This is a genomic window from Thalassobacillus sp. CUG 92003, assembly GCF_013618635.1.
Taxonomy (GTDB): domain Bacteria; phylum Bacillota; class Bacilli; order Bacillales; family Halobacillaceae; genus CUG-92003.
This window is the reverse complement of the sequence record NZ_JABLSJ010000011.1, coordinates 81,785-102,251: the sequence shown is the minus strand read 5'-3', so window position 1 is coordinate 102,251 and position 20,467 is coordinate 81,785. Positions and strand designations below refer to the sequence as shown.

Genomic DNA, 20,467 nt, shown 5'->3' with positions numbered 1-20,467 from the left:
ACATACCTCATAAGCCACGTCCGGCTTCAGCGCCCAGCTCCTCGCGACATAAGCAACCCACCCTGCGGAAGGAAAGACCACCTTCCTCCTGGTGTTTTGCTTATGCGTGTCGGAGCTCCCGAGGCGCTTACGCCTTTGTTCCCATTTATAGAAAAGATTGGAATTATTCTGACATCATCACAACGTGAGACAATAAAAGCACCCAGAAAGTGGGATGAAAACGCATACAATAGGCATTTTAACGATGATACAATAAAAACGCGAAAGGGGGGAAGACCGTGCAGCTTGACAATCGGGGCAGCGAATTACTGAAAGAAGTTATTACCAATCCCAGTGTAACAAGCAAGGATCTTGAGAAGAAATACGGGTTAAATCGCCGTCAGCTCAAATACAGTTTTGAAAAAATCAACGGGTGGCTGGCGTCGAAAAACTTACCTACCATCGAACGCACGCGCCAGGGGTTGTTTGTCGTCGATCCGATGCTGTTTTCTACGTTGTTAAAAGAGGATGAACAGCCATCTGATGCGAACATTCCCTCGGAAAGCGAACGTGTGGATATGATTCTCGTGATGTTATTAAGCCATGAGGAGGAGTTGTCCCTCGTTCATTTCACCAGCGAATTGGATGTAAGTAAAAATACTGTGCTCAGCGATTTGAAGAAAGCCCAGCATTATGTGGAGCAATTCGAATTAGCGATCCATTATTCGCGTAAGCAGGGTTATGAGATTGAGGGGAAAGAATTCTCTGTTCGCAAATTATTGATTGCCACGACCTCGCGCATGCTGGATATGCATCGAGGGAGTCAACGACTTGAAGAACTGGCCGGGCTCACAGAGGATGCCATCGCGACACTGAAAGAGCGGGTCGAAAGGGTAGAGGAGAAGCTGAATTTGCAATTTACCGATGAGAAAATCCAAGCCATGCCTTATGTTCTCTCATTAGTACTGCGTCGAGTGAAGCAAGGCCAGCTGATCGAACCCTTCTATATTCAATACGAGGAACTGTTTGACACGAAAGAGTGTAAAGCGACCGAAGAAATTCTTTACGATTATGAGCAGATTCCCATGCCGGAAAGATTGTTCATCACCCTTCATTTACTGACGTCAAACGTCTATTGGTCTCAGGATTTAACAGAAGAATCGATTCCCGAACTGTTACAGGCGTTAGACGAGATGCTGACTTTATTTGAAAGGCGTTCCTGTATTGTTTTACAGGACAAAGAACAGTTGTTAAATAGACTGCTGCTTCATGTGAAACCCGCCTATTATCGCATCAAATATAAGTTGACAGGTATTTATGGTCTAGAAGATCGGGTCAGTCAGGAATTTCAGGAGCTGCACCACATTGTCAGAAAATCAACAGCCCCCTTAGCTCGTTTGATTGGCGAAGATATTCCTGAAAGTGAAGTAGCGTATTTAACAATGTTGATCGGAGGCTGGCTGACGAAACAAGGCGATAGTCTGCAAGAAAAGGTTAAAGCTTTAGTCGTTTGTCCAAAAGGCATATCCGTTTCCCGCCTCTTGCTTAGCGACTTACGCGAATTGTTTCCGGAATTTGTATTCCTTGATGCTTTGTCTATTCGCGATTTTCAAGAGTATGGTCTGGATTACGATATCATTTTTTCACCTGTGTATTTGGAGACAGATAAGAAGCTATTTTTCGTCAATGCCGTGTTGGAGCAAGAAGAGAAGTACCGTCTTCGAAAACAAGTCATGTCAGAGCTGCACGGCTCCATTCCCCCAGATATGGATGTTGAACATTTAGTGGAAATTATCGAAAAATACGCCTCCATTGAAAAGAAGCATTCTTTACTGCAAGAGCTGCAACATTACATGCATCCTGGTCAGGGATCAAACGCACATGTGCAAAATGGATGGACACCCCATTTAAAGGACTTTCTCTCAGAGCCTTTTATCACATTGGGAAGTCAAGTAGAGACTTGGGAAGCTGCCGTGAGAGAAGGGGCGCAGCTTTTGGTGGCCGAAGGGAAAATTTCCGAAACATATGTTGAGGCCATGCTGAACCAGGACCAGGAAGATCCTTATATTATCCTAGGCAACAATATCGCTATTCCGCATGCGAGCCCGGAGGACGGTGTGAACGAGGTGGCGATGAGCCTGCTGACACTGGACCAAAGCGTCACCTTTGCGGAACATGAGGTCAATCTTATTGTAATCATCGCCGCGGTAGATAAATATCACCATTTGAAAGCATTACGGCAGCTGATGAAGTTATCGGGGGAAGCGGACGATGTAGACGCTCTCGTATCATCTGAAACAACAGAAGGCGTGCAAACCATTTTGAACAAGTACGCTGAAGAATAACAATTTTTCTCAATATTTAATGGAAAAAGAGGTGCTGAACCTTTGAGTGCAATTTATATCGCTGAATCATTAATTATGCAAAATATGAAAGCAGAATCCAAAGAAGATGTATTGAACCAAATGGCGCAAAATTTATATGACCAGGGATTCGTCAAGAAAAGTTATATTCAAGCGGTAATTGACCGAGAGCACATTCATGCTACCGGGCTGCCGACAAAAGGGCCGTCAGTCGCCATTCCCCATACTGACAAAGAGCATGTGCATCGCAAAACGCTTAGCCTCGGTATTCTTGAGCAACCAGTAGATTTTGGTGTGATGGGGGAAGCCGAGGCCACTACCCCTGTAGAGGTGGTGTTCATGCTGGCGATGGATTCCGAGGATTCCCAGTTGTCGTTGTTACAAGAGCTGATGGCGATTTTTCAGGATGAAGAAAAGTTGAATTTTTTCAATAGTGAACCGTCAAAAGTAAAACTAGTCGAAGCACTTAACACTTATTTACAAGGAGATGATTCATAATGGCAAAGCAAGTATTAGTCGCGTGTGGGACAGGTATTGCGACATCAACGGTGGTCAACGATGCAATTGAAACGATGTGCAAGGAAAATAATATCGATGCCAATGTCATCCAGTGCAAAGTATCTGATATCCCGTCTTATGAAGAGACAGCTGATTTACTGGTGACGACTACCATTGTCAAGAAAGATTACCCTTTTCCTGTCATAACCGCACGTTCGTTTTTGACTGGGATGGGATTAGATGAAACGAAACAAGAGATTCTGGACGCATTAAAAAAATAAAAACGCTGGAACTCTCTATCATTCTATTAAACGGAGAGTTCCTTTATAAACACTACCTCTCAACTTACTACCACTTCCATCATTCATTTTTGAACAATTTTAAGGAGGAGTACATCACATGCAAGGGTTTATAGATGGTTTGCAGGCGTTTTTAGATTTAGGTCCGACGGTCATTTTACCGGTTGCGATATTTTTACTTGGTCTGCTGTTTCGGCAGAAGGTCGGGAAGGCTTTGCGTTCCGGTATTACGATCGGGGTAGCCTTTGTCGGTATCTTTTTAGTCGTTGATTTACTGGTGAACAATTTGGGGCCAGCCGCTCAGGCGATGGTCGAGCGACTTGGCGTTGAATTGAATGTGGTCGATGTCGGGTGGCCCGCTGCCGCTACGATATCTTGGGCTACACCGATTGCAGCATTTGTGATTCCAGTCGGCTTAGTTGTTAATATTATCATGCTGTTAACGAAAACCACGAAAACAATGAACGTTGATATATGGAACTTCTGGCACTTCTCCTTTATGGGAGCGATCGTTTACGCCCTGTCAGACAGTATTGTCCAGGGGCTGATTGCGGCGATCATTTTTCAGATTATCTGTTTGAAGATTGCCGATTGGACGGCGCCGATGCTTGAAGATTATTTCGAGCTGCCGGGTGTATCAGTCGCGACAGGAAGTACAGCGTCTTATGCACCGCTCGGCATTCCGTTGGTTTGGCTCGTGCAACGAATTCCGGGGCTGAAAAACTTGAATGCGGATCCTGAAACGATTCAGAAGCGTTTTGGCGTATTCGGTGAATCGATATTTATCGGCCTTGTGCTAGGCCTTGTGCTTGGTGTATTAGCAGGCTATTCAGCCGGAGAGACCATCAATATCGGTATGTCGATGGCTGCTGTCATGGTGCTTATGCCGCGTATGGTCAAAATATTGATGGAAGGCCTCATGCCGGTTTCAGAGTCAGCGCGGGAATTTTTACAGAAACGGTTCGGCAACAAAGATATTTATATCGGACTTGATGCTGCTGTTGCTATTGGGCATCCTTCCGTCATCGCTACAGCGCTTATTCTTGTTCCGATCACCGTTGTCTTAGCCATTATCCTGCCCGGCAATAGCTTGCTGCCATTTGGCGACTTGGCGACGATACCGTTTATTGTGGCGTTCATCGTCGGGGCGGCACGTGGAAACATTATTCACTCGGTCATTGTTGGATCCGTGCTCATTGCCTTGTCTCTTTACATGGCGACTGATATCGCTGTGTTGCATACCGAAATGGCAAAAGACGCCCAATTCGATATGCCTGAGGATGCGAGCTTGATCTCGAGTATCGACCAGGGCGGGAATATGATCAACTATGTCATCTATAAATTCTTTTCGCTATTCAATTGACTGAACTGATTACCTTTTATATGGAGGCTAGATGAAATGAAGGCACTAGTTAAAGAAGCATCCGGTTTTGGGCATTTGAATGTGTTGGATGTCGAAGAGCCAGAAGTTGGCGCCGATGAAGTGAAGATTTTAGTCAAATATGCAGGCGTGTGCGGTTCAGACCTGCACACGTATGAAGGGCATTACAACGTAAACGTTCCCGTTACATTAGGGCATGAATTTTCCGGAGAAATTGTTGCTCTTGGAGCGAATGTTCAAGATTTTGAGGTAGGGGAACGGGTGACGTCTGAAACGACCTTTTACATTTGCGGTGAATGTCACTATTGCAAGCAAGGGGATTATAATCTATGCCAATATCGTAAAGGGCTGGGCACGCAGAAGAACGGAGGCTACGCTAAGTACGTGATCGCCAGAAAAGACAGCGTCCATCGCCTGCCTGACAATCTCGACTATTTATCAGCATCGTTAACTGAGCCGCTCGCTTGTGCCCATCATGCTGTGTCAAAAGCGACGATCAACAAAGGGGATGTCGTCGTTGTATTAGGGCCGGGGCCGATCGGGCTTTTAACGGCCCAATTGGCGAAAACCTACGGCGCTCGCGTTGTCATAACAGGTCTCGGGCAAGACCATGTTCGATTGGAAAAAGCTAAGGAGCTCGGCATCGATGCTGTTGTGAACATTGAGGAACAGGATGTAGAAACCGTCGTTTCAGACATGACGGAGGGCTATGGAGCAGACGTCATGTTTGAGTGTTCCGGAGCGGTGCCAGCTGCCAACTTAGGCTTAAAGTTGTTGGCCAAGAAAACGCACTATGTGCAAGTCGGAATTTTTCCTAGTGAAAAAGTCGAGATTGATTTCAAACAGATTATTCAAAAGGAAATCACCGTTACAGGCAGCAGAAGTCAAAAACCGGCCGATTGGGAGCCGTCCTTACACTTGATGGACACGGGACGCATTAATGCCAAGGCGCTTGTCACCCATCAGTTCACCATCCACGAATGGGATGCTGCCTATGAAGCGATTAAGAGCGGTGCTGCGATTAAAGTAGCGCTGACGCCGCAAGACTAAAGATGATTCATTAAAGGAGGCCGAATGTCATGGTCGAAGCAATGGTAGATTACATGCTAGGTCCGTTTGGAAATATGTTAAGCGAACTGTATTTGGAAAATCAATTTATTGTGAATACCATCGTCGTCATCATCGCTGTTATCAGTCTATTCAAAAACCGCTCGCAACAGGTGAATAACTAGAGGAGGCCGGCTATGAAATCGTTAAAGCTCTATGATATTAAGGTTCTCAGGCACGAGCAGGCCGATCCTCCTCACCTTACAGATGAAGATGACGTCATAATCAAAGTCAAGGCAGCGGGAATTTGTGGATCTGATTTATCGCGTTATGCCAAACTCGGTCCGTATGTCGAAGGAATGATCTTTGGACATGAATTTGCCGGAGAAGTCGAAAGTACAGGCGGGGGCGTGTCACACGTTAAGCCGGGTGATCGGGTCGTTGGTTGCCCCGCCCTTTACTGCGGGATGTGTGAAAGTTGTCGTAAAGGAAAACCGGCACAATGTGAAGCCTTAACGGTAATCGGAGCCAAACAACCTGGCTCTTATGCTGAATACGTCAAACTCCCGGCTGAAAATGTCGTCTTGGTTCCAGACGAAGTCGATGACGACCACGCCGCTCTCGTCGAGCCGTCGTCTGTGGCGCTTCATGGCTTGTACCGCACGCGACTCGAGCCGGGTTCTCGTGTAGCGGTTCTGGGCTGCGGCAATATTGGGCTATTAACTGTACAATGGGCTAAAATCTTTGGGGCGGAGACGGTCTATGCGATTGATATAGACGATCAAAAATTAGCGATCGCTCAAACGATGGGGGCTGATGTCATGGTGAATCCTCAGACTTCCTCGTTATATGAGGCCTTTATGGATGCTTCTTCAGGGGAGGGGGTGGATGTAGCCGTTGAATCTGCCGGTTCACCTGTGACATCGGCAGAGGTCTTCTCGTTAGCGAAAAAAGGCGGCCAGGTGGTGTTTATGGGCATTCCTTACGGCGATATTGCCATTGAGCGGTTTTACTTCGAGCGGATTGTCCGCAATGAGTTGGAGGTCCTCGGGGCTTGGAACGCTGTTTCCGCACCTTTCCCGGGTAAGGAATGGCATACCACGCTTCAGATGATGAAATGCGGTAAGTTGAACGTCGAACCCATGATCACCCATCGCCGTCCCCTCGAAGAAGGCCCGGATCTATTCGACGCCATCCTCGCCAAACAAGAAACCTACGGCAAAGTCCTGCTCCACCCGTAGAATCAGTGATTGTGTGTACCAGGTACGCCGGTGGTACCGGCGTACCTGGTACACATCGAGGAATTTGAAAAGAGCCGGGTGTTTCATGTGTGGCGTTAAAAAAACCGTTCCGCGTCTTGACTCAAATCAAGACGCGGAACGGTTTTTTAGCGGAGAAGGTGAGATTCGAACTCACGCAACGGTTGACCCGTCCTAGCGCATTTCGAGTGCGCCCCCTTATGACCTCTTGGGTACTCCTCCATATTGAATCCATTGGTTAGACTATCATATATTTATAGATTTTTCACTAGGTATGCTTATATTTTAATCAATTTCCTTTGCAAGATTAATAAGTCGTTAAAAAGGAAATAGGAAAATATAGTATGGTAAACTACACGTAATCTTTTATTATGAAAAGGAGCGATGAAGATGCACGTTGTAACACTTAATAATGGTGTTAGCATGCCTCAGCTTGGATTTGGAGTTTGGCAGGTCGAGGAAGAGGAAGCTGTCCCTGCTGTCAAAAAAGCACTTGAGGTTGGGTATCGTTCCATCGATACGGCCGCGATTTATGGAAATGAGCGCGGTGTTGGCGAAGCGATAAAACAAAGTGAAGTTCCGCGAGAGGATCTGTTCATTACAACCAAGGTTTGGAACGCAGACCAAGGTTATGAGAATACGTTGAAAGCATTTGATGAAAGTCTAGAAAAATTAGGCCTGGATTATGTTGATTTATATTTAATTCACTGGCCGACACCTGATTACGATGACTATGTCGACACATATAAGGCTATGGAGAAGCTCTATCATGACGGACGCGTCAAAGCGATCGGGGTTTGTAATTTTGATCAGGACCATCTCCAACGTTTATTGGATGAATGTGAGGTTAAACCCGTCTTGAACCAGGTAGAATGCCATCCGTATTTGGCACAAAATGATTTGAAGACATTTGCCCGTGAACATGGTATTTATGTAGAAGCCTGGAGTCCGTTGATGCAAGGTGGGGAGGTTTTGGAAAATGATGTGATCCGCTCATTTGCTAACAAGCATAGTAAAACGCCCGCCCAGATCATCATCCGTTGGCATTTGCAAAGTGACGCCATCGTGATTCCGAAATCTGTGACACCGCAGCGTATTGAAGAAAACTTTGATGTGTTTGATTTCGAATTAAGTCCAGAAGAAATGAACGAAATTGATCTGCTCGATCGCAACGAACGTAAAGGGCCTAAGCCTAGTGAAATGAATAAAAGATAACCTGAAAAAGGACGCCTGACAGCGTCCTTTTTCAGTACTAAAGGAGGGGCTGTCCATGGCGCCGCAATCATTCACAGCAGCTGCCATTCAATTCAACCCTAAATTGAACAGACGCAATATCAACATTCGAGAATTAAAAAAAGTGGTCAGCCAGGCTGCAGAAGGGGGAGCGAAACTGATTGTGACCCCGGAAATGGCGACAACAGGCTATCATTATTTAGACCGGATGGCTGTTTCTCCGTATGTGGATACCATTCCAGGCTTAACGACAGCTCAGTTTGCGCCGATTGCAAAAGAGTATGGCGTTTACATTGTCATCGGTATGGCCGAGGTTGATTTGGAAAGTGGCCTTTACTATAATTCTGCCGCTTTAGTGGGACCGGATGGGTATATTGGAAAGTATCGCAAAATCCATCAATGGGTCGTCGAGAATTATTGGTCCGTTTGGGGAGACCTCGGTTGCCCTGCTTTTGACACGGCGCTTGGCAAGATCTCCATGATCATCTGCCAGGATGCGACCTATTTTGAATCGGCCAGACTGGCGGCGGTAAATGGCGCCGATATTTTATGCTTTCCGACCAATTCTTCAGGAACATCAATCTCCATGTTGCAGCAGTGGGCGGAATTGAATGGTTTGTATGTGGTGAGCGCCAACCGCTCGAATAAGGAAGAAGATTTTGAAATGGTCGGGTTGAGTGCCGTGTGGTCGCCTTACGGGGAAAAAATTGCCGAGGCACCTTATAGTGGAGTGGAAGAAGGGGATGAGTCCTTTATTCTCTACGGCCAGATTGACCCGCGTACTTATGAAAACCCGGCTAAAGATCGCATGCTGGAGCGACGGATGGACTCCTATAAAGAATTGATGCTATTTCTTGGTCCGTGGGATTATGTAAAAAATACAGAGCCGCGTTTCATCAAAGCAACCGCGGTTCAATATCAGCCTGATATCGGAAATAAAGATGCGAATATAGAGAACGTTAAAACGCTGATTCGGAACCAGGTGGAACATGATGTTAACCTCATCGTGCTGCCTGAATTATCTTTTGTGGGACCTGTCTCGACGCAAAAGAAGAATGATATCGATCCCTATGCCGAAACGGATGATGGCGCGAGTGTACAGGCGATGAAGCAGCTTGCCCAAGAAGTCGAAGCTCATATCGTATTTGGGTTTGTGGAGAAGGAAGCGCCTCATTATTATAATGCGTCCATTTTGATCAGTCCTAAAGGAGAAGTGCTCGGAAAACATCGCAAAATGCACTTAAGTGATTGGGACGAGAAATGGGCCACACCAGGCAGCACCATAACGGTAACCCCGGTAGATGGATTTGGCCGGGTGGGCATGATGATTGGATATGATGCAGCGTTTCCTGAGGTGGCCGGCGTGCTAGCAGTGAAGCGAGCCGACATGATTTGTGTCCCTTCAAGCTGGAGTGGGGAGTACGGTGTCGAGTTGACGATGAATCAAGCTATTTTCCCTCAGCCTTATCCGCCAGGTTCTGTTTCAACGTGGGATGCGATTGCGAAGGGTGCGCAGGCATTTACGATTGTAGCCAACTTTACCGGGACCGATCATCGCTTTAAAGGCCGTAGTGCAATCTACAATTTAGATCAAAATTATGTCCATGATCGGACGGTTATTGCGGATGATACGGAAAAGGTTCTCATGAACGATTTTCAAACGATGAAAACCGACTGGTGGCTCGATCAGGAAAAACTGATTTTAACGCGCAGAACGAATCATTACAAACCACTGGTCATGCGAACGCCCTCTATATTATAAGATCGTATTAATGTCAGTAAAGGAAGTGGTGCAATGGTAATGGACGGATTTCCCATTTTGGAAACAGATCGCTTAAGACTGATAGAAGTGACGCAGGAGCACCAAAGTGCTGTATTTAATGTGATGTCCCGGCCTGAGGTCACACAATACTATGGAATGGACAAATTGACGTCCATTGATCAAGCATCCGAGATCATTGACTCGTTCAGTCGAAATTTTTCCCAATCGACGGCTGTGCATTGGGGTATGGTCAAAAAATCAGACGAAACGTTTATCGGAACAGTGGGACTGAACAACCTTAAATTGTGGAGCAAAAAAGCGGAAATAGGATTTGAACTTCATCCCAGGGAATGGCGGAAGGGATATACATCGGAGGCGGTAACAGCGGTGTTGCGCTTTGCGTTTGACGAACTTCAGTTATATCGAATCGGAGCGGTCACGTTTCCTGAGAATATAGCATCCAAAGCGCTGCTTTCTGGACTGGGCTTTCAGGAGGAAGGGTTGTTGCGCGGTTATATCTATCAAGGGAACGCCTGCCATGATGCAGCTGTTTTCTCGGTGTTAAGCCCGGAATTTAATACGTGATCGTTTTGGAAAAAGGTGAAGCGTCAGTAAAACGACTTCATCTTTTTTTGTGACTTTCTATTCATTCCACAGATTAATAGATTCGGTGTTCAGATGGCGTGGTACATATACCTGTGTACGTATATTCAATAGGAGGTAGTGAAAATGGAAGAAGAAAAGAAAACCACCATGCCTCGCATAGGGGATGAGGCGCCAGACTTTGAAGCAGCTACGAGCCAAGGAAATATCAGCTTGCATGATTATGAAGGGAAATGGGTCGTCTTATTTTCACATCCATCAGATTTCACACCCGTTTGTACCACTGAGTTCGTCGGGTTTCAGGAAATTTATCCTGAATTGAAAAGCCTGAACACAGAACTTCTCGGCTTAAGTGTTGATAGCGTACCTTCTCACATCGCTTGGATCCGCAGCATTGAAGAGAATTTTAATACGAATATTGAATTCCCTGTCATTGCAGACCTGGATAAATCTGTGGCTACGAAATTCGGCATGATTATGCCGGGCGAAAGTCAGGTAGAAACGAGCAGGGCGGTCTTCGTAATCGATGATAAGAAAATAATCCGCTCGATCATCTATTATCCTCTCACAACCGGAAGGAATATGGATGAAATTCTAAGACTGGTAAAAGCCTTGCAAACAACAGATGAACACGGCGTCGCCACCCCTGCGAACTGGCAGGAGGGTGATAAGGCTGTTCTATCCCCGCCTAAATCACAGGAAGAAGCCGCTCAAAGAGCCCAGGAAGAGGGCATTGAATATATTGACTGGTATATATCGAAAAAGGATGTCTAAAACAAATCTGAATGAAACACAAAAAGCCGAACAAAGATTTCGATGAAATCTGTTCGGCTTATTTGTGTGAAGCATTTCAGGAGTAATCAAATAGGCTGCCGAGTTATTCCCGACAGCCCGAAGAGCTTACCGATGGAGGCATGCTCTTGCTTATAATTAATCTCGTTTGTCTTGTTTCATTTCTCCGGTTTTCTCCTGAATGTCACCTTTGTGTTTATCTTGTTTCCCTTTTTGTTCTAAATCTGGGCGGTCCGCGGCATTGCCAGCTTGTTCTTTGGCTTCGCCTTTCACTTTAGAAACGGCGCCTTTCACTTTTTCACTTAGCCCTTTTTTGTTGAGATCTTTACTCATCGTTGATCACCCTTTCGTGGACTTTGGTGTAAATGTTCCCGTCGGCAAGCCGTGTTAAACTGATAGAAGGGTTTCAATCCCGGTCGAGTGTGTTACAATAAAGAAGTCTATAAATGAATAATAAATCTGTGTTTCAACACAGGAGAGGTTCTAGCTACACCCTCTATAAAAAACTAAGGATTGAGACTGTACGTTACCTTAGGTATGGTTTTTTTAATAGTTTTGGGTGGATAGAATTCTCTTTTTCTTAATTGAAAGGGGAATTTTTTTATGGAAAATAATAAAGCGATTGTCGTTTTTAGTGGCGGTCAGGATAGTACGACGTGTTTATTTTGGGCATTGCAAACATTCGATGACGTTGAAACGGTGACATTTGATTATAATCAGCGTCATGATCAGGAAATTGCTGTTGCAGAGAAGATTGCCGCTGAGTTAAACGTGCGACACCACGTTTTGGATATGTCATTGCTCAGCCAGTTGGCACCCAATGCTTTAACCCGTGATGACATCGAAGTGAAAGAAAGCGAGGATGGGGATCTGCCGTCCACCTTTGTACCAGGCCGTAATCTGCTTTTTTTATCGTTTGCAACGATTTTGGCCAATCAGGTAGGGGCGAAACACGTTGTCACAGGCGTGTGTGAAACGGATTTCAGCGGCTATCCGGACTGCCGGGATGTATTTGTTAAATCGCTCAATGTGACGTTGAACTTGTCGATGGATGATCAATTTGTGCTGCATACACCGTTGATGTGGCAAAATAAAGCTGAAACCTGGGCCTTTGCTGACCAGCTTGGCGCGTTCAATTTTATCCGAGAAAAAACGCTCACCTGTTACCACGGCGTAAAGGGAGATGGCTGCGGCGAGTGTCCGGCCTGTGTCCTGCGCCAAAATGGTCTCGCCTCCTATTTAGCGACGCGGGAAGGAGCGGTTGAGTGATGGAACAGTACGGGTTTACGATTGTTGAGAATTTGCAAAAGATTAACGAAGATATTCAAAAGCACGAATTGAAATATCATCATAAACGTGTGCTGGTAAGCAAGGAGTTTTCCTTTGATGCCGCACATCACCTGCATTGTTATGAAGGAAAATGTAAAAATCTTCACGGCCACACGTACACGGTTGTGTTTGGGATTAGTGGTTATGTAAATGAGATCGGGATCGTGATGGATTTTGGAGATATCAAAACGATATGGAAAGAGCAGATTGAGGTCCACCTCGATCATCGTTACCTGAACGATACGCTGCCGGCCATGAATACGACTGCTGAAAATATGGTTGTGTGGTTGTTTGAGAAAATGCGTGATGCATTAGTCGCGTATGAAAATCAGGGGCTGCGTGTTGAGTTTGTCAGGTTGTTTGAAACCCCGACGAGTTTTGCTGAGATGAGACGGGAGTGGATGGCCGATGCATAAATTCCCGGTTCTCGAAATATTCGGTCCAACCATCCAAGGCGAGGGGATGGTCGTGGGGCGCAAAACGATGTTCGTGCGCACCGCCGGCTGTGATTACAGCTGTGCCTGGTGTGACTCTGCTTTTACGTGGGACGGAAGTGCAAAGGACGAGATCCAGCGCCTGACTGCTGCGGAAGTTGTGGATCAGCTGCATGAGACAGGCGGGCGTCATTTCGACCACGTCACCATCTCGGGTGGCAACCCAGCCCTGCTCGGAAACTTAAATGAACTGATTGACCAGCTGCATCAGCGGGGGCATGAAGTGGCTTTAGAAACCCAAGGGAGTAAATGGCAGGATTGGTTTATGTCCATTGATGATTTAACGATTTCTCCTAAACCGCCCAGTTCGGGTATGGCAACCGACTGGGAAAAGCTTGATGACATTATAGCCCGGTTGGTTGACGGGGGGCGAGCGCTGCACACGAGTCTGAAAGTGGTCGTCTTTGATCACACGGATTTGCGTTATGCCGAAACTGTACATGAGCGTTATCCTGGGATCGCTTTCTATCTTCAAGTCGGTAATGACGATTTAGAGGAAGATGACTCAAGTCGTTTAGCTGACCTGCTGCTGCAAAAATACGAGTGGCTCGTCGACCAAGTCATGGACTCCCCCGCCCTGAACCACGTCCGCGTCCTCCCCCAAGTCCACGCCCTCCTCTGGGGAAACAAACGCGGCGTCTGATTAGCGTACCATTATTAGCGTACCTGGTACCAAAAGAGTAATTCCGAAAGAGCCGGGTGTTTCATGTTCGGACATGAAACACCCGGCTCTTTTCAAGATTCCCATTTGGTACCAGGTACACAAACATTTCAATTACGAGCAGACTGCTTGTCGTCTAGGGGGACGGAGGGATATGATGATTACATTGATTTTTTAATTGGAAATGTCAGCAAGAGGGGTGTCGTGATTGAAAGGTCTACATACGATCCATGCTTTGGTCATAAGTGAGGGGACGCTGTTATGAGTGTTTTCTTTCAAGTTGTTTTACCTGTATTGCTTGTATTTGGAGCGGGGTACGTCATTCAAAAGATTGCGCATCTTGATATTAAATCAATATCGACTGTTGCTCTGTACGTGATGCTCCCTAATCTTGTGTTCAAAACATTTTATGAAGCTGATTTAAACGAAGAATATATTATGATGGTCATATTTGCTGCCTTACTTTTGGCGGCGATTTTAATTATTAATAAAGTGACAGCCACCATTAAACAATTTAATCAATCTTTGGAAAGCGGAATGATTCTCTCGACGGCCTTCATGAATTCAGGAAACTACGGGGCACCGATTATCTTATTTGCTTTTGGTCAGGAAGGGTTTACCTACGCGGTTTCATTTCTTGTCCTTCAGGCGATCATCATGAATTTCTTCGGTGTTTATTATGCAGCCCGCGGTGGGGCTGGGATTAAGCTTGCGTTGAAAACAGTCATGAAAATGCCTCCAACTTACGCGGTGTTGCTTGCGTTAGTTATGAATTTGGGGTCCTTCCCCGTTTCGGAAAATCTTATGTCTGTCATTACTCTGGTAGGAGACGCGACGATCCCGACAGTGATGCTTATTTTGGGTATGCAGTTGGCTGAAATAACGGTGAAGCAGATGGAATGGGGGAAAGTCAGCTACGCCTCAGTCGTCCGTTTGTTTGTTTCACCACTGATTGCCTATTTGTTAACACTCGTTTTGCCGATGAATTCAATGTTAGCGAACGTGTTGATTGTAGCTGCAGCTTGTCCGTCAGCCGCTACAACGACCATGTATGCCGTACAGTTTGACGCCAAACCGGATCTCGTCTCAAGCATCACCCTGGTGACCACACTGATCAGCGTCGTCACCATCCCCATCCTCCTAATTGTCTTAGGCTGAATAAAGTGCGTACCTGGTACAAAATCATCAATTCCAAAAGAGCCGGGTGTTCCATGTTCGTACATGGAACACCCGGCTCTTTTCATTCAGGCGTTTTTGTACCAGGTACGTGGAGAGCAGGAGTAAAATCATTAAGCATTTGGTGGAATGTGTCGGATTCTTCGAGGAAGGGGTAGTGATTGCTGTTTTCAAAGATGTATAGCTTTGAATGCGGGATGTGTTGGTGCATCTCATATGAATACGCTACCGGACATTGCACATCATGCCTGCCGCAAGCGATCAACGTGGGTACCGTAATGTTCTCTAGTTGGTTTGTCACATCATAGGTGAATAATTCTCGTACGAAAAAATCCATCCGAATGCGTGACATTGTTTTATGGACGGTGGGGGAAAAGTAATCATCGTATTTTTCTGGACTATGTAAAGAAAGCTGGGTCCTCGCCTTTGTGAGTGTATATCGTTGTTCACTGGTTAGGGAAGGGGACTTCAATTGTTCAATCAGTTCTTGCATGTATCCAAAATTCGGATGATCCTCGTGATAGATACAGGATGGACTGGAATTATATTTCCGCGCTGCGGTGCCTACGAGAATGACGCTGTGCAAAGAACGAGAATAATGGATGCCGTATAGCAGGCCGATCATGCCTCCTGTTGAATGGCCGGCGAAGGACCATTTCGGGATATGTAATGCTGATCTGATCGCTTCTAAATCAAAAACGGCTTCAATCATACTTAATTGATAGGGTTCTGAAGCTTTATCCGAATAGCCTGCTTCTCGTAAATTCACAAGAAAAACGCTATGATTCTCTAACAATGCTTGGGCGAATAAATCTCCCGTTTCATTAAATGCAGAATAGTGGTGTGTCACACAGATTGAAGGGCCGCTTCCGGCACAAAACACTTCGAAATCTCCTCGGTTTGTTGCAATCATTTTCCTTTCCCAATTGCTCATTAAGCATTCTCCTTCATTAAGGCACATGTATGATTCCATCATCCTTACCAAATTTTAATAGGGCCTCATAAGGATCTCCACGCAATCCAAGTACTTCACAAAATGCCGCTTCTGTTGTATGCCCTTGTTGCTTCAGATGTATGATGGTTTCTTTTATATGAGGGTACCGTGTCAACAATTCTTCTTCGACGATCATATGTAAAAAGGCATACTGGTGAGAGACCGCTTTATTTTGGCCAAATAGTTCAACCATCCATCCTTCCACCGTGAAATTCACTTTAATGACACGTTCATTTCGTATCCATTTCTCTTTCAAATTGAATTGCTGAAGATGCTGATATAAATGACGGACTTTATTCGTAAATGCAGGGAAATCATGAACCTCTAAGATGATGTCAAGGTCAGAATGCTCCGTGTAAATACCAAGGGGAATCGTCCCACACAGTACAGGCGAGTGTTCAGCCAAATCATTCATGATGTTAAGACGTTGAATAGTATGCCATGCATCTACTTGCTTTACATCACCCGCTCTTAATGAACCGAGTCTACTAATCACTCAATCCCTCCTTGTAAACTAGTCATCATAAGTATAGCAGACGTCACGTCATTACACCCTATATCGTACCTCCTATATCGTACCTGGTACAAAATCCTCAATTCCAAAAGAGCCGGGTGTTCCATGTTCGTATATGGAACACCCGGCTCTTTTCATTGTGGTCATTTGGTACCAGGTACGCTTCTTTCCTTGTTTGTTTAATGATGTCAACAGTCTTTGTGCCAAACATGGGTTTAGATTGTATTGAGTCTAAGGTTGGAAACGCTTTATTATTAAGGTACAAGAAAAATTTCAAACGAAGGAGATGTTAACAGTGGCTGAACAAAGTCAAAAATCAGGCGTTAGAGCCAAGGTTCAAAAGTTTGGCAGCTTCTTAAGCGGAATGATCATGCCGAATATCGCAGCCTTCATTGCCTGGGGTATTATCACTGCTTTATTCATTGAAACAGGCTGGACGCCGAATGCAGATCTTGCTGAACTCGTTGGTCCGATGATCAACTACTTGCTGCCGTTACTAATCGGTTTTACAGGCGGCCGACTTGTACATGGATTAAGAGGAGGAGTTGTCGGTGCGACGGCCACAATGGGTGTGATTGTGGGGGCTGCCGGCACGCCGATGTTCCTTGGTGCGATGGTCATGGGTCCTATTGGTGGTTATCTTACCAAGCAAGTCGATAAGCTATTCGAAAATCGAATCCGTCAAGGGTTTGAAATGCTGGTTAACAACTTTTCAGCAGGGATTCTAGGATTTATTTTAACTGTTTTTGCCTATTACATTATTGGTCCGATCATTAATGCCATAACTGTTGCACTTTCGACAGGGGTAGAATTCTTAATCAACGCTGGGCTGCTTCCGCTCGTTAATATATTCATTGAGCCTGCGAAAATTTTATTCCTTAATAATGCCATTAACCACGGTATTCTCAGTCCGATTGGGGCGAGCCAGACGGAAGAAGCCGGCAAATCAATTCTCTTCCTGCTCGAGCCGAACCCGGGTCCGGGACTGGGCATTTTGATTGCCTTCATGGTGTTTGGTAAAGGTGTCTCACGCTCAACTGCGCCAGGCGCTGCCATCATTCAGTTCCTGGGCGGTATTCACGAGATTTATTTCCCATATATCTTATCAAAACCAGCCCTGATTCTTGCAGCTATTGCAGGTGGGGTCAGTGGTACGGCTACATTTGCAGCATTTGATGTCGGCCTTACATCAACGCCTTCACCCGGCAGTATATTTGCGGTAATGGGCTTGACCGCTAGAGGTGATTTTGTAGGTGTTGCTTTAGGGGTGCTCATAGCGACAGCCGTTTCGTTCTTTGTTGCATCGATCATTCTTAAAGCAAGCAATCAAGAAGAAGAGGCTGATTTGTCTCAAGCTACGGCTCAGATGGAATCCATGAAAGGTAAGAAGAGCAGTGTTTCTGATCAACTTTCAGGCGAACAGAAAGAGGAGCAGACAACGACTGCCTCACCTGAACAGACAACCCAGGATCCTGACAGCGTTCCGGCGCTCAACCGTGAACATGTCGATAAAATCATCTTTGCCTGCGATGCTGGGATGGGCTCAAGCGCGATGGGGTCCTCTCTATTGAAAAACAAGTTTAAAAAAGCGTCACTCGATATAGATGTAACCAATATGGCGATTAACGACCTCCCTTCTGATGTGGATGTCGTAATCACCCATAAGGATTTGACTGATCGTGCTATGCAAAAAGTTCCGAACGCTTATCATATCTCGGTTGATAATTTCTTGAATAGTCCGAAGTATGATGAACTTGTGGAAGAACTAAAATCTGATCAATCATAAGCTTGAAAGGGTCTGACTTCGGTCAGGCTCTTTTTTGAAAGTTATTAAATTTTGTCAACAATCCCAGAGACTGAAATTCCTTTTCTTTTAGTTGGAATAATAGGCTTTCAGGCTTTATGATGAAAGGGTAAGGAATAGGTATAACTAAAATGTTGTCGAACGTGGAAGGGAGGTGGAAGCCGGATGTACATGACAGCAAGAGAACGGAAGATCCTCGAAATATTGCTTGCTTCTCACCAAGAGGTCACGGTTAAGGAGATCGCGCAGGAATTGGACGTCAGCACGCGAACGATTCACCGGGATTTGAAAAGTGTGGAAGACACCCTGGAGACGTATCAATTAGAGCTGGAGAAAAAAGCGGGAAGCGGTTTGGTTGTTCGCGGAAATGAGCAGGATCGTTCTCGCCTGGCGGTTGAGGTGAATCAGCAAACGGGCTTGGATTATACACCTGAAGAACGGCATGTGCTCGTTTTATCACGACTGCTGGAAGCACGTGATCCCATCAAGCTGGTCTCGCTCGCACATGAGTTAGGCGTGACTGTGGCCACTATCAGCAATGATTTGGATAAAATCGAGCATGAATTGGCCGGCTTTCACCTGACCCTGGTAAGGAGACGCGGCTATGGGGTCGAAATTCAAGGTGACGAAGCTCGAATCAGAGAAGCTGCGGGGTATTTGGTCTTGCGCCATATGGATGAACTTGATTTTCTCAACATTTTGCGCGACAACATAAATCAATCCGCTTCTCCTACTGTTAACACAGTGTCTGATCAACTCTTAGGCTTGGTAAATAAAGATAAACTGATGCTGATCGAACGAAATGTTGAAGCGATCCGCTCCCAGCTAACCTATCATTTAGCGGATAGTGCTTACATTGGTCTCGTTGTTCACTTAGCGCTTGCGATTGAACGGATCCAACAAGGGGAATTGATTGAAATAAAAGATGAGTATTTAGATGAACTGCGTGGTACAAATGAATTTGAGATGGCCACCCAATTAATCACGCAGCTTGAGAGTGCGTTCGACCTGACGATTCCTGTAGCTGAAACCGGGTACATTACCATGCACCTGATGGGAGCTAAAGTGCGATATAACCAAGACTCGCTATTAGAATCGACGAGCTTGAGCATTGCGTATAAAGCGAAGCAGCTGATCGATTTTGTCTCCACTCAATTAGGTGTTAATCTTCATGCTTCGGCTCATTTATTAAATGACTTAGTTGTTCACTTGAAGCCGAGTGTGTATCGTATCCAACAAAATATGGATATTCAAAATCCGTTGATGGAACAAATTGAAGCGGATTACCATGACCTTTTCTCTGTAGTGGAGGAAGCGGCGCAAGCAGTGTTTCCGCATTTTCATTTTCCAAAAGAAGAAACGGCGTTCATCGTGATGCATTTTGCTTCAGCTTTGTTGAATCTGGAGCACGTTCAAGGCTTGAAAGTGTTGGTCGTGTGCTCGAGTGGAATCGGAACGGCCAAGATATTAGCAGCTAAATTGGGCAGACAATTCAATGAAATCGAGGAAGTTGAGCACCAATCTTTGTTTGAACTGCAAGCGCTCGATCGGGATGACTATGATCTGGTCGTGTCCACTGTCGGTTTAGTGGATATCAAAGATTATGTTCATGTGAGCCCGATGTTGCCATCACGCGATGTGCAGAAAATCGAGCATGCTTTAAGAAGAGTGAAAGTGACGAAGCAAACGAAAAAAGAGCCTAAGAAACAGGAATCTTTAACGCGTCAGGATGAAACGCTGGAAACGATCCAGGATTCTGTTCGTACGATTGAACGCTACGCGTCAGTCGTTCATCAACTCTTACATGCCTTGCAAGTTGCTCATATTCCTGACGCGACCAGTCGTGATGTGTTGAGGGTGGCCAGTAAAAGCTTAGCCGAAACAGGGAGTCTTGAAAATGAAGAGCGTATCTTTCAGGCTTTGGTGGAACGGGAAGAGTTAGGCGGTCTTGGCATTCCCGGAACACAATTGGCGCTGTATCACGCCAGAACCGAGGATGTGCATGCACCTTCGTTTACGGTCTATACACTGGATAAGCAAGTTGCAGTACCGGGAATGGATCAAACAGAGGTTGAGGTGTCGACCATTCTGCTGATGCTTGCCCCGCTTGATATGCACAAAGAAGGGCTTGAGGTCCTCAGCTTTCTAAGTTCACTGCTTGTGGAAGATCCGAATGGCGCAAAGACGCTTGAATCTCAGGATGAGGCGCTCATCACCCGTTATGTATCAAACCAGCTACATCAATTTTTACGAAAACAAATAACATGATAAAGGAGAAT

The 20,467-nt window shown here is 45.6% G+C and carries 20 protein-coding genes, 1 tRNA gene and 1 riboswitch; of the genes, 17 read left to right on the top strand and 4 right to left on the bottom strand.

What is annotated here, in order from left to right:
• Positions 1-278 precede the first annotated feature (278 nt).
• From HOP45_RS16080 to HOP45_RS16050, 7 genes are all read left to right on the top strand, one after another.
• Positions 279-2,324 (top strand): BglG family transcription antiterminator, encoded by a 2,046-nt coding sequence (locus HOP45_RS16080; RefSeq protein ID WP_181350398.1) that lies wholly within the window; start codon positions 279-281, stop codon positions 2,322-2,324.
• A gap of 42 nt (positions 2,325-2,366) precedes the next feature.
• Entirely contained in the window at positions 2,367-2,840 is a 474-nt protein-coding gene (locus HOP45_RS16075; RefSeq protein WP_219914658.1) for a PTS sugar transporter subunit IIA, read from the top strand.
• A complete protein-coding gene (locus HOP45_RS16070; RefSeq protein WP_181350397.1) occupies positions 2,840-3,121 on the top strand; it encodes a PTS sugar transporter subunit IIB in 282 nt (93 codons plus the stop codon). The genes HOP45_RS16075 and HOP45_RS16070 overlap by 1 nt, the downstream gene beginning before the upstream one ends.
• 118 nt (positions 3,122-3,239) lie before the next feature.
• Complete coding sequence (locus tag HOP45_RS16065; protein ID WP_181350396.1) at positions 3,240-4,502, top strand: PTS galactitol transporter subunit IIC; 1,263 nt, start codon at positions 3,240-3,242, stop codon at positions 4,500-4,502.
• A gap of 36 nt (positions 4,503-4,538) precedes the next feature.
• Positions 4,539-5,570: a zinc-binding dehydrogenase gene (locus HOP45_RS16060; protein WP_181350395.1), complete on the top strand. Its 1,032-nt coding sequence runs from the start codon at positions 4,539-4,541 to the stop codon at positions 5,568-5,570.
• 29 nt (positions 5,571-5,599) lie between these two features.
• On the top strand, positions 5,600-5,752 hold the full coding sequence (locus HOP45_RS16055; RefSeq protein ID WP_181350394.1) for a hypothetical protein: 153 nt from the start codon (positions 5,600-5,602) through the stop codon (positions 5,750-5,752).
• Positions 5,753-5,764: 12 nt separating this feature from the next.
• A complete protein-coding gene (locus HOP45_RS16050) occupies positions 5,765-6,808 on the top strand; it encodes a galactitol-1-phosphate 5-dehydrogenase (protein WP_181350393.1) in 1,044 nt (347 codons plus the stop codon).
• Between the two features lie 150 nt (positions 6,809-6,958).
• On the opposite strand, the gene HOP45_RS16045 is transcribed toward HOP45_RS16050, so the two are convergent.
• A tRNA-Ser gene (locus HOP45_RS16045) sits at positions 6,959-7,048 on the bottom strand.
• Between the two features lie 168 nt (positions 7,049-7,216).
• On the opposite strand from HOP45_RS16045, the gene HOP45_RS16040 reads away from it, so the two are divergent.
• From HOP45_RS16040 to HOP45_RS16025, 4 genes are all read left to right on the top strand, one after another.
• On the top strand, positions 7,217-8,041 hold the full coding sequence (locus HOP45_RS16040; RefSeq protein WP_181350392.1) for an aldo/keto reductase: 825 nt from the start codon (positions 7,217-7,219) through the stop codon (positions 8,039-8,041).
• A gap of 55 nt (positions 8,042-8,096) precedes the next feature.
• A complete protein-coding gene (locus HOP45_RS16035; RefSeq protein ID WP_181350391.1) occupies positions 8,097-9,821 on the top strand; it encodes a nitrilase-related carbon-nitrogen hydrolase in 1,725 nt (574 codons plus the stop codon).
• A gap of 33 nt (positions 9,822-9,854) precedes the next feature.
• Positions 9,855-10,406, top strand: a complete 552-nt coding sequence (locus HOP45_RS16030) for a GNAT family N-acetyltransferase (RefSeq protein ID WP_181350390.1) — start codon at positions 9,855-9,857, stop codon at positions 10,404-10,406.
• 144 nt (positions 10,407-10,550) lie between these two features.
• Positions 10,551-11,198, top strand: a complete 648-nt coding sequence (locus tag HOP45_RS16025; protein WP_181350389.1) for a peroxiredoxin — start codon at positions 10,551-10,553, stop codon at positions 11,196-11,198.
• 156 nt (positions 11,199-11,354) lie between these two features.
• Here the strand turns inward: HOP45_RS16025 and HOP45_RS16020 are convergent, their stop codons facing one another.
• Positions 11,355-11,549 carry a CsbD family protein gene (locus HOP45_RS16020; protein ID WP_181350388.1) on the bottom strand — a complete coding sequence of 65 codons (195 nt, stop codon included), beginning with the start codon at positions 11,547-11,549 and terminating at the stop codon, positions 11,355-11,357.
• A gap of 138 nt (positions 11,550-11,687) precedes the next feature.
• Positions 11,688-11,732, top strand: a riboswitch (PreQ1 riboswitch).
• 87 nt (positions 11,733-11,819) lie between these two features.
• On the opposite strand from HOP45_RS16020, the gene queC reads away from it, so the two are divergent.
• The 4 genes from queC to HOP45_RS16000 all read left to right on the top strand — a co-directional run bounded on the left by queC (position 11,820) and on the right by HOP45_RS16000 (position 14,858).
• The gene (queC, locus tag HOP45_RS16015; RefSeq protein ID WP_181350387.1) at positions 11,820-12,485 is read left to right on the top strand and encodes a 7-cyano-7-deazaguanine synthase QueC; all 666 of its coding nucleotides are present in this window, start codon (positions 11,820-11,822) and stop codon (positions 12,483-12,485) included.
• Positions 12,485-12,961, top strand: coding sequence for a 6-carboxytetrahydropterin synthase QueD (gene queD, locus HOP45_RS16010; protein WP_181350386.1), 477 nt, complete (start codon positions 12,485-12,487; stop codon positions 12,959-12,961). The genes queC and queD overlap by 1 nt, the downstream gene beginning before the upstream one ends.
• Positions 12,954-13,682, top strand: coding sequence for a 7-carboxy-7-deazaguanine synthase QueE (gene queE / locus HOP45_RS16005; RefSeq protein ID WP_181350385.1), 729 nt, complete (start codon positions 12,954-12,956; stop codon positions 13,680-13,682). Before queD ends, queE begins: the two co-directional genes overlap by 8 nt.
• A 279-nt stretch (positions 13,683-13,961) precedes the next feature.
• Positions 13,962-14,858 carry an AEC family transporter gene (locus HOP45_RS16000; RefSeq protein WP_181350384.1) on the top strand — a complete coding sequence of 299 codons (897 nt, stop codon included), beginning with the start codon at positions 13,962-13,964 and terminating at the stop codon, positions 14,856-14,858.
• 82 nt (positions 14,859-14,940) lie between these two features.
• Here the strand turns inward: HOP45_RS16000 and HOP45_RS15995 are convergent, their stop codons facing one another.
• Together HOP45_RS15995 and HOP45_RS15990 are read right to left on the bottom strand one after the other, a co-directional pair.
• Positions 14,941-15,810 carry an alpha/beta fold hydrolase gene (locus HOP45_RS15995; RefSeq protein ID WP_181350383.1) on the bottom strand — a complete coding sequence of 290 codons (870 nt, stop codon included), beginning with the start codon at positions 15,808-15,810 and terminating at the stop codon, positions 14,941-14,943.
• Between the two features lie 16 nt (positions 15,811-15,826).
• Positions 15,827-16,366, bottom strand: a complete 540-nt coding sequence (locus HOP45_RS15990; protein WP_370458054.1) for a DUF4269 domain-containing protein — start codon at positions 16,364-16,366, stop codon at positions 15,827-15,829.
• 382 nt (positions 16,367-16,748) lie between these two features.
• On the opposite strand from HOP45_RS15990, the gene HOP45_RS15985 reads away from it, so the two are divergent.
• The gene (locus tag HOP45_RS15985) at positions 16,749-18,170 is read left to right on the top strand and encodes a PTS mannitol transporter subunit IIBC (protein ID WP_370458055.1); all 1,422 of its coding nucleotides are present in this window, start codon (positions 16,749-16,751) and stop codon (positions 18,168-18,170) included.
• Between the two features lie 183 nt (positions 18,171-18,353).
• Positions 18,354-20,456: a BglG family transcription antiterminator gene (locus HOP45_RS15980; RefSeq protein WP_181350381.1), complete on the top strand. Its 2,103-nt coding sequence runs from the start codon at positions 18,354-18,356 to the stop codon at positions 20,454-20,456.
• The last annotated feature ends 11 nt before the right edge of the window (positions 20,457-20,467 follow it).